Source organism: Sphingomonas molluscorum (assembly GCF_039522995.1).
In the GTDB taxonomy this organism is placed as follows: Bacteria; Pseudomonadota; Alphaproteobacteria; order Sphingomonadales; family Sphingomonadaceae; genus Sphingomonas; species Sphingomonas molluscorum.
In genome coordinates, this window is record NZ_BAAAEL010000006.1 from 262,688 (window position 1) to 275,133 (window position 12,446).

Below are 12,446 nucleotides of genomic sequence, written 5' to 3' on the forward strand. Positions count from 1 at the left end.
GAAGGTTGGCGGCCCATGTAACCAAGGTCATGCCGCCGCGCTAGGGGGCGATTGGCGCCAGCGCGTCGACGTGCGCCTGGAGATAGGCGCTGACTTCGCCGACAAGCGAGCCGCCGAAGCGCGGGTTGATCTCCAGGATCTGCGGTCGCCCGTCCTCCAGCTTGTAGTTGAAGCAGCAGGTACCCTCGTACTGCATCGCGTCCAGGACGGCACGGCAGAGCGATAGCGCGTCACCGGGATCGGCAGGCACAACCGCCTTGGCTCCCTGAGCTCCGCCGCGCACGGCCAGAGGCGTTCCCATGTCGTATCGGTAGCAAAGCTGGAAACGGACATGCCCGTCGATGCGCAGAAGGTGCAGAACATATTCGTCGGCGCCCGGCACCGCCCGTTGATGGAACGAGTCTTCCGGGATGGCGCCGATCGCCGCCGCCTCCGCGGCATCGCGCACCATCACGCAACCTGCCCCGAAGTTCCCGTGGCGGGATTTGCGGATGTAAGGGAAACAATCCGGCTCGTCGTCCAGCAGCGCCGGGACGTTCTCTCCGAAGCCGTGCTCGATCAGCCACTCGTTGCATGCGAGCTTGTCGTCGCACAGTGCCACGAGCTCCGGACTCGGCAGCACCGCGCGGCGGACGCCGTCGAAGTTCGCTGGGCGTGCCTGCGCAATCTGCGCGACGCTAAGCGGCACCACCAGATCGAAGCCTGCGAAGTCCGCAGAAGCGAGGTACGCGAAGCTCGGCTCGAACCACGCACGGTCGATGAACTGGGCGATTGCCGGCGCTTGCGTGGAATGCTCGCCGAACAGCACGCGGCGGATCATGGGTGCGCCGCCAGGCGGCGGGCGAGATGGGCTGTCCTCATGGCGCCGTCATGCTAGCAAAGCCGCTCAATTCCAACCCGGGGCCGATGTCACCGCCCCGGAGCTGTCCTTGAGGAGCCCGCATGACCCTGACCCGCCGCGAACTTCTGGCTGCCAGCGCGGCCGCCGCTGCGACCCAGGCTCTGCCGGCGACCGCTTTCGCCGCCACGGGAGCCGACGCCGCGGCGGAAGCGCTGTTGTCGCAGATCGCGGAATCCCTGCTGGCGGATATGCCCGAAACGGCATCGGGACTGGGGATCGACACAGGCAAGCGGGCCGCGCTCAAGTCCCGGCTCGGCGACCGCTCCCCTGCGGGTCAGGCGAAGCTGCGCCAGCACCTCACGGATCATGTGCGTCGCCTGAAGGCAATCGACACGGCGCAGCTCTCGACAGCCACGCGTACCGATGTCGACGTCGTCCGCACCGCGTTCGAGACTGCGCTTGAAGGCTTCGCCCAACCCTATGGCGACGTCGCCGTCGGGGGCTGGCGCAACACGCCCTATGTGGTCGTGCAGAACGTCGGGGCCTATCTCGACACCCCACGCTTCCTGGACAGCGATCACAAGATCGAGACCCGGGCGGATGCAGAGGCATTCGTCGCCCGCGTTGACGCTTATGCCGATCAGCTCGACGGCGAGACCGAGCGCCTGCGCGCTGCGACGGCGCTGGGCGTGATCCCGCCCGACTTCCTGCTCGACAAGACGCTGGCGCAGATCGGCAAGAGCCATGCCGGGGCGGTGACCGGCTGGGATCTCTACAAAAGCTACGCCAGCCGCACCGCCAAGATCCCGGGTACGGACGCCAAGGCTGTCGCGCAGGTGTTGGAGCAGAAGGTCCGACCCGCGCTGCTTCGCCAGGAGGCGGCGCTGAAGGAACAGCGGGCAAAGGCGACCAGCGACGCCGGCGCCTGGAAGCTTCCGAACGGCGACGCCTATTACGCCTGGGCGCTCCGGGCCTCCACGACGACCAACATGACGCCCGACGAGGTCCACGCCATGGGCCGCGAGGAACTCGCGCGGCTTCAAGCGGAAATGGATACGATCCTGAAGCCGCTCGGCTATACCAAGGGCACCGTCGGCGAGCGGATGACGGCGCTTGGCAAGGACCCGCGCTTCCTGTTCCCGAACGACGACAAGGGTCGCGAGCAGATCATCGCGCTGCTGACCGACCGCATCCAGGACATGCGCGCCCGCATGCCGCGCGCCTTCCACACCCTGGTTCCCGGTCGCGCCGAGGTGCGCCGTATCCCGCTGGTGGAGGAAGCGGGCGCGCCCGGTGCCTATGGCGGGCCCGGGTCGATCGACGGCAGCGTCCCGGGGAAGCTGTGGATCAACCTGCGCACCACGGAGATCTGGCCGCGCTATGCGCTTCCCACTCTTTCCTATCATGAAGCCATCCCCGGCCATGTCTGGCAGGGCGAATATACGTTCCGCTTGCCGCTCATTCGGTCGCTGCTCGGGTTCAACGCCTTCTCCGAAGGCTGGGCACTCTACGGCGAGCAGCTTGGCGATGAGCTGGGTGTCTACGAGAAGGATCCCGTGGGGCGGCTCGGCTACCTCCAGTCGATCGCCTTCCGCGCCTGTCGTCTGGTGGTCGACAGCGGCCTCCACGCGAAGCGGTGGACGCGCGAGCAGGCGATCCAGTGGTTCGCCACCACCAACGGCTCGACCGTGGAGGAGGTAAGCGGTGAAGTGGACCGCTATTGCTCCTGGCCCGGCCAGGCCTGCGGCTACAAAGTCGGGCATTCGGAGATCAACCGGCTGCGGCGTAAGGCGCAGCAGGCGCTTGGCGACCGCTTCGACTTCCGCGGGTTCAACGACGCGGTGATCACCGGCGGCGGCGTCCCCATGACGGTGCTCGAGCGAAACATCGACGGCTTCATCGCCAAGGCGCGGGGGTGACCCCGCGCACGCGCCGGCATCACGATGCCGCCGAGGTTGAGCCTCCCACCTCTTTGGGATACCGCCGGGGCATGGCAGCGAAACCAGGGGACCAGCGATGACGGCGACGATCGCGCTCGTCGATGACGATCGCAACATCCTGACCTCGGTCTCGATCGCCCTTCAAGCGGACGGATTCTCGACGCGCGTCTATTCGGACGGCGAGGCGGCGCTGAAGGCGTTGATCGACAACCCGCCGGACCTTGCCGTGCTGGACATCAAGATGCCCAAGATGGACGGGCTCGAGCTGCTGCGGCGCCTGCGCGAGAAGAGCCAGATCCCGGTGATCTTCCTGACCTCCAAGGACGACGAGCTCGACGAGGCCCTCGGCCTGGCGATGGGAGCCGACGATTACATCGCCAAGCCCTTTTCCCAGCGGCTGTTGATTGCCCGCATCCGCGCGATCCTCCGCCGTGCCGAAGCGCCCGCGGTCGCTCTCGGCGCGGGTGAGGAGCCCCCGCAGCCGGTTCTCGTCCGCGGGCGTCTTTCGATGGATCCGGCGCGCCACCGGGTCACCTGGAACGGCGGCCCGGTGACGCTCACGGTGACCGAGTTCCTGATCCTCGAGACGCTGGCACAGCGTCCCGGTATCGTGAAGACGCGCAACCAGCTGATGGACGCGGCCTACCAAGACGACATCTATGTCGACGACCGGACGATCGACAGCCACATCAAGCGCATTCGGCGCAAGTTCCGGCAGGTAGACTCCGAGTTTGACGCCATCGAGACGCTCTATGGCGCCGGCTACCGCTTCTCGGAGGAATAGGGAGCAGGCGCTGGGCTCCCGCCGCTCGGGACGGGTTTCGCTCACGCCGCGCATCCTGTTCGTCAACATCTTCGCCCTGGCGCTTGTCGCCGGCGGCTTCTTCTACCTGGACAGCTTTCGCGCGCGCATCCTCGATGAGCGGGTGAGCCAGGCCGAGCGAGAGATTGCGCTCACCGGTGAGGCGCTGCGCGCGGTGGACCCGGAAGCACGTACCCGGCTCCTGCTGCGAATGGCCCGCGCCCAGGGTGCGCGACTGCGCGTGTATGACGCCGGTGGCATCGAGCGCTTCGACAGTCGCGCGGCGGGCGTGCAGAATTTCCGACTGCGGGATCCCGACAAGGAGCCGTGGCAGCAAGATGTCGCACGGCTGCTCGACGCGATGATCGACACCGTCGCCGGCACCCGCCGTGCCCCGCTGTACCGCGAACGCGGCAAGTCGGACGGGCTGAAATGGCCCGAGGTAGTCAGCGCAGCCGCCACGGGGAGAGGCGTCGCAACCGTCTGGCGCGCACCGGATCGCTCGCCGGTGATCACCGCCGCCGCCCCGCTCGCGGCCGGGGCTACGCTGCACTCGACGGTGGACGCCCGCGACATCGTCCAGACCGTCCGCGCCGAGCGCCTGCGATTGAGCCTCGTCCTGCTGGTGGTGGCGCTCGTCTCCGTGCTGCTCTCCCTGTTCCTCGCGCGCACCATCGTGCAGCCGCTCCGGCTGCTGGCGCGCGCCGCGGTGCGCGTCCGCCTAGGCCGGGCGCGCGAGGTCGTCGTGCCCCGCCTGCCCTACCGCCGGGACGAGATCGGGATGCTGGCCCGCGCGATCTCCGACATGAGCGGCGCCCTGCGCGCGCGGATCGACGCGACGGAAGCCTTCGCCGCGGATGTGACGCACGAGCTCAAGAACCCTCTAGCCTCGCTGCGCTCTGCGATGGACAGCCTCGACCACGTCAAGGACCCTGCCTTGCAGGAACGGCTGATGGCGATCATGCGCGACGATGTGCACCGCTTGGACCGGCTGATCAGCGACATTTCGGATGCTTCGCGCTTGGACGCGCAGCTGAGCCGCGCCAAGTTCGAGCCGATCGACGTGGCGGCGCTGCTGGAGGCGCTGGTTCGGCTGCGGGCCGAACGCGAGCCGGTCAGGGGCGTGCGGGTCCGCTTCGATCGGCTCAGCGAAGGGCCTTTGCTCGTCTCTGGCGAAGGCTCGCGGCTGGAGCGGGTGTTCGAGAACCTGTTGGACAACGCCGTCTCCTTTTCGCCCGACGACGGACTCGTCACCGTGTCGGCGGTCGCCGAGGACAGCTCGATCGTGGTTCGCGTGGAGGACGAGGGCCCCGGCGTGCCCGAGGAAGCGCGGGACGCGATCTTCCGCCGCTTTCACTCGGTCCGTCCGGCGAGCGAGGCTTTCGGCACCCACTCGGGCCTGGGCCTTGCCATAGCGCGCACCATTGTCGAAGGGCATGGAGGCATGATCGCCGTCGAATCCCGAGAAGATCGCCTGAGTGGTGCCCGCTTCGTTGTCCGCCTGCCGCAGGTGGCGGCGTGATGCCGGCTGCCGAGACACTCCACGCCTGCTGTGTCGCAATCGACGGCCGTGGCGTGCTGATCGAAGGAGAGTCCGGCGCTGGCAAGTCCGACCTGACGCTCCGGCTGGTGGATCGCGGCGCCGAGCTGGTCAGCGACGACTATACGGTGCTTGAGGTGCAGGAATCCCGCCTGGTGGGTCGCGCACCGGAACGAATTGCGGGGCGGATCGAAGTGCGCGGGATCGGCATTGTCTCTTTGCCCTTCCGGAACGAGGTACCCGTCGCCATGATGGTCCGCATCGAGCCCACGCCAGAGCGGCTGCCGGAACGCCCGGAGCAGCGCTGCATCGCCGGTATCAAAATCCCGCTCGTAGCGCTTCCTGCCCTCGAGCCCTCTGCACCGATCAAAGTGGAACTCGCCCTTCGCATGCTCGCGGGCGCTGCATGAGCGCGCGGAACGAGCCCCAGCGCATTCTTCTCGTCACCGGCCTGTCCGGCGCGGGCAAGTCGACCGTGCTCAAGACGCTTGAGGATCTCGGCTGGGAAGTGGTCGACAACCTGCCGCTGCTGCTGCTCGATCGCCTTCTTGCGACCGAGCAGCCGGTCACCCACCGCGAAGGTGGTCAGCCGCTGGCCATCGGCATCGGTTCGCGCACCCGCGGCTTCGACGCGGAGAGCATCGTCCGCCGCATCAAGCTCCTGAACGAGGAAGGCGGCCGCGACATCGGCACGCTGTTCCTCGACTGTGCCAGCACCGAACTGGAGCGGCGTTACGCGGAGACTCGGCGGCGGCACCCGCTCGCGCTCGATCGCCCAGCGAGCGACGGCATCGCGCGGGAGCGGGAGCTCCTGGCGCCACTGCGCCGCTGGGCGAGCCAGCTCGTCGACACCACCGACATGTCCGCGGCCGACCTGGCGCAGCAGGTCCGCGTCACCTATTCGATCCCGGGCCACGGCGAGCCGACGCTGTCGGTGCTTTCGTTCGGGTTCGCACGGGGACTGCCACGCAACGCCGATATCGTCCTGGACATGCGCTTCCTGCAAAATCCCCATTGGGTGCCGGAGTTGCGCCCCGGAACGGGACAGGACGCCGACGTTGCCGCCTATGTGGCGGAGGATCCGGCCTATCCAGCGGCGATGCAGGCGATCGAGACGTTGCTGGGCACCCTCCTCCCGCGCTACCGGGCCGAAGGAAAGGCCTATGTTACGGTCGCGTTCGGGTGTACCGGGGGGCGACACCGTTCGGTCCACGTCGCAGAACGGATGGCGTCATGGTTGCGCGACGCAGGATTTTCGCCCACGGTGACCCACCGCGATCTGGGAACAATTCCCCAGAACTCGCTGGAGGATGCACCGCAGGCTCCATGAATCGCTCGGGGGCTCGAGAGAAATGATCGGCTTGGTACTCGTGACGCACGGGCGGCTCGCAGAAGAGTTCGTCGTCGCGATGGAGCATGTCGTCGGCCGGCAGGAACGGATCGCAACCGTGTGCATCGGCCCGGAAGACGACATGGAAGAACGCCGCGCGGACATCGCGCACGGCATCGAGGAAGTGAACGACGGCAACGGCGTGATCGTGCTGACCGACCTGTTCGGCGGCACCCCGTCGAACCTCGCCATTTCGCTGATGGAGACGGGACGGATCGAGGTGATCGCCGGCATCAACCTGCCGATGCTGATTCGCCTCGGCGGTGCGCGCAAGACGATGAAGGTCGTCGAGGCCGTGGCGGCCGCGCGTGACGCCGGGCGCAAATATATCTCCGTCGCCTCGGAAGTGCTTGGGGAAGCTGCTGCATGAGCGAGGTCCGCCGTGAAGTCCGCATCGCCAACCGGCGCGGCCTGCATGCCCGTGCCAGCGCGAAGTTCGTGACCCTGGCCTCGAGCCAGCCGATCCCGCTTACGGTGGAAAAGGACGGCTCGCAGGTTACCGCCACCTCGATCATGGGCCTGATGATGCTGGGCGCGGCCATGGGCGACACGATCGTGATCAGTGCCACTGGACCGGAAGCCGATCGCGTGGTCGGCGAGATGGTTGCCCTCGTCGAGGATCGTTTCGGCGAGGATTGATCCTCGCTCTTGCTGCCATGCCCAGAGAAATCACCGCCTATTCGAACCCGCTGGTGAAGCGGGTCCGCACCCTTCGCGACAAGAAGCACCGCCGCGACGAGGGGCTCTTCCTGGCCGAGGGGCTCCGCATCCTGACCGAGGCGCGCGAGGCTGGCCATCTGCCGCGCTACCTGTTCTACACGCGCGCGAGTGCCGACCATGCGCTGGTCCGGCCGCTGGTCGCCGCCTGCGAAGCTGCGGGCGGCGAGGCGATCGAAACGAATGCCGACATCCTTTCCAAGCTTTCGGGCAAGGACAATCCGGGTGCGGTGCTCGGCGTCTATGACGAGTTGCCGACTGCGCTCGATCGACTGGATCGCAACACCGCCCCCCTGTGGCTCGTGGCCGAGCGGCTCCGGGATCCGGGCAACCTGGGTACGATCCTGCGAACGGCGGATGCGACCGGCGCAGGCGGCGTGATCCTGCTCGATGACTGCGTCGACCCCTTCTCGGTCGAAGCCGTGCGGGCGAGCATGGGTGCGATCTTCACCGTGCCGTTTGCCCGGGCGCGATGGGACGAGTTCCGGGACTGGCTACGGTCCGGCCTAGGACAACTGGTCGGGCTCAGCCTCGACACGGAGCATGATTACCGCACCCCGGCCTATCAGGCGCCGGCATTCCTGCTGACGGGCAACGAGGCCCAGGGAATGCCCGACTTCATGGCGGCGGAGTGCGACCTGCTGGTGAAGATCCCGATGCGGGGCAAGGCCGACAGCCTCAACGCGGCCGTCGCAACCGCCGTGATGGCCTACACCGTACTGGATCGCCTGGAGCAGCCGGCGACCCGCTGATCGCCTGCCGACGTGCCACGGGCACCGCCCGCAGCACGTCGGGAGCGCGTCACTCGGCCGGCTCGGGTTCCGCTGCCGGCAGGACCGCTGCCAACTTGGTCAGCGGCCGGGTCGTCTGCTCCACGACCGGGAGCGGATCGAGCGACTTGCCCGCCGTATCGATGTTGAGCGTCTCGAAGCGCTTGGCGGAAGTCAGCACCTGCGACTCCAGGCTGCCGACGAAGGCGTTGTAGGCGCTGGTCGCGGTCTCCAGGTTCTTGCCGAGCTTCGCGACATGGGTCCCCATAGTGCAGAGACGGGTATGAAGCTCCTTGCCCAGCTCCGCGATCTGGCGGGCTTCGCCAGCAAGCTTCTCCTGCCGCCAGACCGCCGCCACCGTACGGGCGATCGCGATCAGGTTGGTCGGGGTGGCGATCAGCACCCGACGATCGAAGGCGAAGTCCCATAGATCCGGCGCATGCTCCAGGGCCGCCGAGAGGAAGTGCTCGCCCGGCACGAACATGATGACATAGTCGGGCGTATCGTCGAACTGCGCCTGGTACGACTTCGCCCCCAGCTGCGTGATGTGCGTCTTCATTGACACCACGTGCGCTTGCATGTGGGTCGCGCGTTCGCGTTCGTCGAGCGCGCCATGTGCGTCCTGATAGGCGTTCAGCGACACCTTGGCATCGATCACCAAGCTCTTGCCGCCAGGGACGCGGACGATGGCGTCGGGACGAAGCCGCCCGCCCTCGCTCTCGACGCTCACCTCCATCGCGAAGTCGGTGTGTTCGGCCAGCCCGCAGGTCTCCAGGACGTTGCGGAGCTGCTGCTCGCCCCAGCGCCCGCGCGCCTTGGGCGCGGAGCGCAGCGCGTTGACGAGCTTCGCTGCCTCGCTCTTCACCGACTCCTGCCCGATGCGCATCGCGTCCATCAGCCCCGCAAGGTTGCCGTAGGCCTCCTTGCGCTCGCCCTCGACCTTGCTGACGTTCTGCTCATAGCGCTGTAGCGTCTGCTCGACGGGTGCCAGCAGCGCCTTCAGCTTCATCTCGTTGGTTTCGCCCGCCTGCTGGAACCGCTCGCTCGCGCGCTCCAGGAAGGTCCGCTGCGCCCCGTCCAGCATCACCTGGGCAGTCTCACGGAACTGCGCCGACATCGCCTCGCGCGCGTCCTTGAACTCCTGGAGGCGCTCGTCGAACGCCTCGGCGGTGGCCTTCAATCGCGCATGCTCGACCCGCTCCGTCTGGAGGTCGCGACGGAGTCCCTCGACCTCCTGGCGCAGGGTGCCCGCCTCTTTGGCGCGTTCGCTTGCCAGCGCGAGATCCGCGATCGCCGCCTTGAAATCGGCCTCTCGCCGATCCCTCTCGCCCCGCGCTTCGGCGATGCCACGCTGCCCGAGGAACCAGCCAAGCGCGAGCCCCACGACCATCGCCACCACGATCACCAGCAGAACCACAGCGTCCATCAACTCAAACCCCTCACGCGAACGAACCCGGAACTTACGCGTCCGCCCAAGAGGTCACAAGCAGAACATCGGCAACGTGCCGGGCGCTCCGCACCAGAGCCTGTCCAACCACCCTTCCCGCCGGCACCCCGCTCGCCTAAGCCGCACCGATGCCGACCGACATCGAAATCTCGCGCGCCGCAACCCTGCTCCCGATCACCGAAGTAGCGGCGAAGCTCGACATTCCGCCTCAGGCGGTGGAACCCTATGGCCATCACAAGGCCAAGATCGCGGTCGACGGGCTGCCGAAGCGGGATGCGACCGGCAAGCTGATCCTGGTCACGGCGATCAATCCCACGCCCGCCGGCGAAGGCAAGACCACGACCTCGGTCGGGCTTGCCGACGCCCTTTCGCGGAGCGGCCGCCGCACCGCGCTGTGCCTGCGCGAGCCATCGCTTGGCCCCTGCTTCGGCACCAAGGGCGGGGCAGCCGGCGGCGGCTATGCGCAGGTTGTACCGATGGAGGACATCAACCTCCACTTCACCGGCGATTTCCATGCGATCACCAGTGCCCACAACCTGCTCGCCGCCATGATCGACAATCACATCTACTGGGGCAGTGCCCTGGGGCTGGACGTGCGCCGCATCACCTGGCGCCGGGTCGTCGACATGAATGACCGCGCGTTGCGCGACATCGTCCACTCCCTAGGCGGTGCCACCAACGGCTACCCCCGCGAATCCGGGTTCGACATTACGGTCGCTTCCGAGGTGATGGCGATCCTCTGCCTGGCGAGCGACCTCGCCGACCTGGAGGCCCGCCTGGGCCGCATCATCGTCGGCTACACCGCCCACCGCCGCGCCGTCACCGCGCGCGATCTGAATGCCGCGGGGGCGATGGCGGCGCTGCTCGCCCAGGCCGTGAAGCCCAACCTCGTCCAAACTCTGGAGGGCACCCCCGCCTTTGTCCATGGCGGCCCCTTCGCCAACATCGCGCATGGCTGCAACTCGGTGATCGCCACGCGCACCGCACTCGGCCTCGCCGACTATGTCGTGACGGAAGCGGGGTTCGGGGCTGATCTGGGCGCGGAGAAGTTCTTCGACATCAAGTGTCGGATGGCCGAGCTCGCACCGGATGCGGTGGTGATCGTGGCCACTGTGCGGGCGCTCAAGATGAACGGCGGGGTCGCGAAGGCGGATCTCGCGGCGCCCGATGTTGCCGCCGTGCAGCGGGGTGGCGCGAACCTGATGCGCCACCTGGAGAACGTCGCGCAGTTCGGCGTACCGGCGGTGGTGGCGATCAACCGCTTTGCTTCGGACACGGAAGAGGAGATCGCGGCCGTGCGCGCGATCGCCGCGGCACAGGGTTGCGAGGCGGTGGTCTGCACCCACTTCTCCGATGGCGGAGCGGGCGCTGGCGAACTGGCGGAGGCGGTCGCGGCGCTGGCGGACTCGGGCTCGGCGCGGTTCATGCCGCTCTATGACGATCGCCTGAGCCTGTTCGACAAGATCAACACGGTCGCGAAGCGGATCTACCATGCCGAGGAGGCGGTGGCAGACGCGAGCGTCCTCGCGCAGCTTCGTCGCTGGGAAGCCGACGGCTTCGGCGACCTGCCGGTTTGCATGGCGAAAACTCAGTACAGCTTCTCGACCGATCCGACCAGGCTTGGCGCTCCATCGGGACATGTGGTGCACGTGCGCGAAGTGCGCCTCGCCGCGGGCGCGGGATTTGTGGTCGCCATCTGCGGAGAGATCATGACCATGCCGGGCCTACCGCGGGTACCCGCAGCAGAGGGCATCCGCGTCAACGCGGCCGGGCAGATCGACGGACTCTCGTGAGGGGACCGGGGGGCGGGACGATGCCCCGCCGCCGCGATCAGGCCGCCTTGCGCGCCTTGTTGAGCCGCTTGATGACCATCTCCCGCTTCAGCCGCGAGAGGTGATCGATGAACAGCACGCCGTTCAGATGGTCCATCTCGTGCTGGAGACAGGTCGCGAGCAGCCCCTCGAGCCACTCATCATGCTCGGCCCCCTGCTCGTCCAGCCAGCGTACGCGGCAGCGCGCCGGCCGCTCGACATCCGCAAACTGGTCCGGGATCGACAGGCAGCCCTCCTTGTACAGGGAGCATTCGTCGGAGGTTTCGAGGATCTCGGGATTGACGAAGGCGCGCGGCTCCTTGACCGGCTTGCCCTCTTCATCCTCCTGCTCCTGCAGGTCGATCACCAGTACCCGCTTGGGCACCGCAACCTGGATCGCCGCAAGGCCGATGCCGGGCGCGTCGTACATCGTGTCGAACATGTCGGCGATGAGCGTGCGAACCTCGTCGTCGACCGCTTCCACGGGGGTGGAAATCAGCCGCAGGCGCGGATCGGGAATCTCGATGATGGGCAGGATGGCCATGGGCGCTAGCTAGGTAAGCCCCCCCGGCACGTCAAGCGATGCACTCACACCACGGGCCGCCGGGCACGCAACGCCTGTGCCAGGGTGCCCTCGTCCAGATAATCCAGCTCGCCGCCCACCGGCAAGCCATGCGCCAGCTGCGTGATCCGTACCGGATAGGCCTCGATCCGCTCTGCCAGATAGTGCGCAGTCGTCTGTCCCTCCAGCGTCGCGTTCATCGCGAGCACCACCTCGTCGACGCCGCCATCGGCCACGCGCGCGACGAGCCGGTCGATGGCGAGATCCTCCGGGCGAACGCCCTCGAGCGCCGACAGCCGCCCACCCAGAACGTGGAAGCGGCCTGGGAACAAGCGGGAGCGCTCCAAGGCCCACAGATCCGCCACTTCCTCCACGACGCACAGCGCACGCGCGTCCCGCCGCGGATCGGCACAGACGGCGCAAGGGTCGCTGGTATCGACATTGCCGCAGACCGAGCAGGTGGACAGCCGCTCGCTCACCCGCTCCAAGGCGCCGAGCAGCGGAACCAGCGCCGTTTCGCGCTTCTTGATGAGGTGCAATACGGCCCGACGCGCGGAGCGTGGGCCAAGGCCCGGCAAGCGGGACAGCGCCTGCGTCAGCGCCTCGATCTCTGGGGAAGCCATCGC

The 12,446-nt window shown here is 67.6% G+C and carries 13 protein-coding genes; 9 read left to right on the forward strand and 4 right to left on the reverse strand.

Annotation, left to right across the window (positions count from 1 at the left end; genetic code table 11):
* Positions 1-40: 40 nt before the first annotated feature.
* Positions 41-820, reverse strand: coding sequence for an ATP-grasp domain-containing protein (locus tag ABDZ92_RS08925; protein ID WP_125959617.1), 780 nt, complete (start codon positions 818-820; stop codon positions 41-43).
* A 122-nt stretch (positions 821-942) separates the two neighbouring features.
* Here ABDZ92_RS08925 and ABDZ92_RS08930 point away from each other — a divergent pair, with 122 nt between their 5' ends.
* From ABDZ92_RS08930 to ABDZ92_RS08965, 8 genes are all read left to right on the forward strand, one after another.
* Positions 943-2,760, forward strand: coding sequence for a DUF885 domain-containing protein (locus tag ABDZ92_RS08930; RefSeq protein ID WP_125959616.1), 1,818 nt, complete (start codon positions 943-945; stop codon positions 2,758-2,760).
* Positions 2,761-2,857: 97 nt separating this feature from the next.
* Positions 2,858-3,565, forward strand: a complete 708-nt coding sequence (locus tag ABDZ92_RS08935; RefSeq protein ID WP_125959615.1) for a response regulator transcription factor — start codon at positions 2,858-2,860, stop codon at positions 3,563-3,565.
* On the forward strand, positions 3,534-5,105 hold the full coding sequence (locus tag ABDZ92_RS08940) for a sensor histidine kinase (protein ID WP_125959614.1): 1,572 nt from the start codon (positions 3,534-3,536) through the stop codon (positions 5,103-5,105). The genes ABDZ92_RS08935 and ABDZ92_RS08940 overlap by 32 nt, the downstream gene beginning before the upstream one ends.
* Positions 5,105-5,533 carry an HPr kinase/phosphorylase gene (locus ABDZ92_RS08945; RefSeq protein WP_206432145.1) on the forward strand — a complete coding sequence of 143 codons (429 nt, stop codon included), beginning with the start codon at positions 5,105-5,107 and terminating at the stop codon, positions 5,531-5,533. The genes ABDZ92_RS08940 and ABDZ92_RS08945 overlap by 1 nt, the downstream gene beginning before the upstream one ends.
* Positions 5,530-6,453 carry an RNase adapter RapZ gene (gene rapZ, locus ABDZ92_RS08950; protein ID WP_125959612.1) on the forward strand — a complete coding sequence of 308 codons (924 nt, stop codon included), beginning with the start codon at positions 5,530-5,532 and terminating at the stop codon, positions 6,451-6,453. Before ABDZ92_RS08945 ends, rapZ begins: the two co-directional genes overlap by 4 nt.
* Positions 6,454-6,475: 22 nt before the next feature.
* Positions 6,476-6,883, forward strand: coding sequence for a PTS sugar transporter subunit IIA (locus ABDZ92_RS08955; RefSeq protein WP_125959611.1), 408 nt, complete (start codon positions 6,476-6,478; stop codon positions 6,881-6,883).
* Complete coding sequence (locus tag ABDZ92_RS08960; RefSeq protein ID WP_125959610.1) at positions 6,880-7,152, forward strand: HPr family phosphocarrier protein; 273 nt, start codon at positions 6,880-6,882, stop codon at positions 7,150-7,152. The genes ABDZ92_RS08955 and ABDZ92_RS08960 overlap by 4 nt, the downstream gene beginning before the upstream one ends.
* 17 nt (positions 7,153-7,169) lie before the next feature.
* Complete coding sequence (locus ABDZ92_RS08965) at positions 7,170-7,982, forward strand: TrmH family RNA methyltransferase (protein ID WP_125959727.1); 813 nt, start codon at positions 7,170-7,172, stop codon at positions 7,980-7,982.
* 49 nt (positions 7,983-8,031) lie between these two features.
* Here the strand turns inward: ABDZ92_RS08965 and ABDZ92_RS08970 are convergent, their stop codons facing one another.
* Positions 8,032-9,426, reverse strand: coding sequence for a DNA recombination protein RmuC (locus ABDZ92_RS08970; protein WP_125959609.1), 1,395 nt, complete (start codon positions 9,424-9,426; stop codon positions 8,032-8,034).
* Positions 9,427-9,575: 149 nt separating this feature from the next.
* On the opposite strand from ABDZ92_RS08970, the gene ABDZ92_RS08975 reads away from it, so the two are divergent.
* A complete protein-coding gene (locus ABDZ92_RS08975; protein WP_125959608.1) occupies positions 9,576-11,240 on the forward strand; it encodes a formate--tetrahydrofolate ligase in 1,665 nt (554 codons plus the stop codon).
* A 37-nt stretch (positions 11,241-11,277) separates the two neighbouring features.
* Here the strand turns inward: ABDZ92_RS08975 and def are convergent, their stop codons facing one another.
* Complete coding sequence (def, locus tag ABDZ92_RS08980; protein ID WP_125959607.1) at positions 11,278-11,802, reverse strand: peptide deformylase; 525 nt, start codon at positions 11,800-11,802, stop codon at positions 11,278-11,280.
* Positions 11,803-11,846: 44 nt separating this feature from the next.
* Entirely contained in the window at positions 11,847-12,443 is a 597-nt protein-coding gene (gene recR, locus ABDZ92_RS08985) for a recombination mediator RecR (protein ID WP_125959606.1), read from the reverse strand.
* Between the last annotated feature and the right edge of the window lie 3 nt (positions 12,444-12,446).

What these genes read in the sequence shown, in the direction of transcription:
- ABDZ92_RS08925 (WP_125959617.1), bottom strand. Translation starts at nt 820, where the DNA reads ATGATCCGCCGCGTGCTGTTCGGCGAGCATTCCACGCAAGCGCCGGCA.
- ABDZ92_RS08930 (WP_125959616.1), top strand. Translation starts at nt 943, where the DNA reads ATGACCCTGACCCGCCGCGAACTTCTGGCTGCCAGCGCGGCCGCCGCT.
- ABDZ92_RS08935 (WP_125959615.1), top strand. Translation starts at nt 2,858, where the DNA reads ATGACGGCGACGATCGCGCTCGTCGATGACGATCGCAACATCCTGACC.
- ABDZ92_RS08940 (WP_125959614.1), top strand. Translation starts at nt 3,534, where the DNA reads ATGGCGCCGGCTACCGCTTCTCGGAGGAATAGGGAGCAGGCGCTGGGC.
- ABDZ92_RS08945 (WP_206432145.1), top strand. Translation starts at nt 5,105, where the DNA reads ATGCCGGCTGCCGAGACACTCCACGCCTGCTGTGTCGCAATCGACGGC.
- rapZ (WP_125959612.1), top strand. Translation starts at nt 5,530, where the DNA reads ATGAGCGCGCGGAACGAGCCCCAGCGCATTCTTCTCGTCACCGGCCTG.
- ABDZ92_RS08955 (WP_125959611.1), top strand. Translation starts at nt 6,476, where the DNA reads ATGATCGGCTTGGTACTCGTGACGCACGGGCGGCTCGCAGAAGAGTTC.
- ABDZ92_RS08960 (WP_125959610.1), top strand. Translation starts at nt 6,880, where the DNA reads ATGAGCGAGGTCCGCCGTGAAGTCCGCATCGCCAACCGGCGCGGCCTG.
- ABDZ92_RS08965 (WP_125959727.1), top strand. Translation starts at nt 7,170, where the DNA reads ATGCCCAGAGAAATCACCGCCTATTCGAACCCGCTGGTGAAGCGGGTC.
- ABDZ92_RS08970 (WP_125959609.1), bottom strand. Translation starts at nt 9,426, where the DNA reads ATGGACGCTGTGGTTCTGCTGGTGATCGTGGTGGCGATGGTCGTGGGG.
- ABDZ92_RS08975 (WP_125959608.1), top strand. Translation starts at nt 9,576, where the DNA reads ATGCCGACCGACATCGAAATCTCGCGCGCCGCAACCCTGCTCCCGATC.
- def (WP_125959607.1), bottom strand. Translation starts at nt 11,802, where the DNA reads ATGGCCATCCTGCCCATCATCGAGATTCCCGATCCGCGCCTGCGGCTG.
- recR (WP_125959606.1), bottom strand. Translation starts at nt 12,443, where the DNA reads ATGGCTTCCCCAGAGATCGAGGCGCTGACGCAGGCGCTGTCCCGCTTG.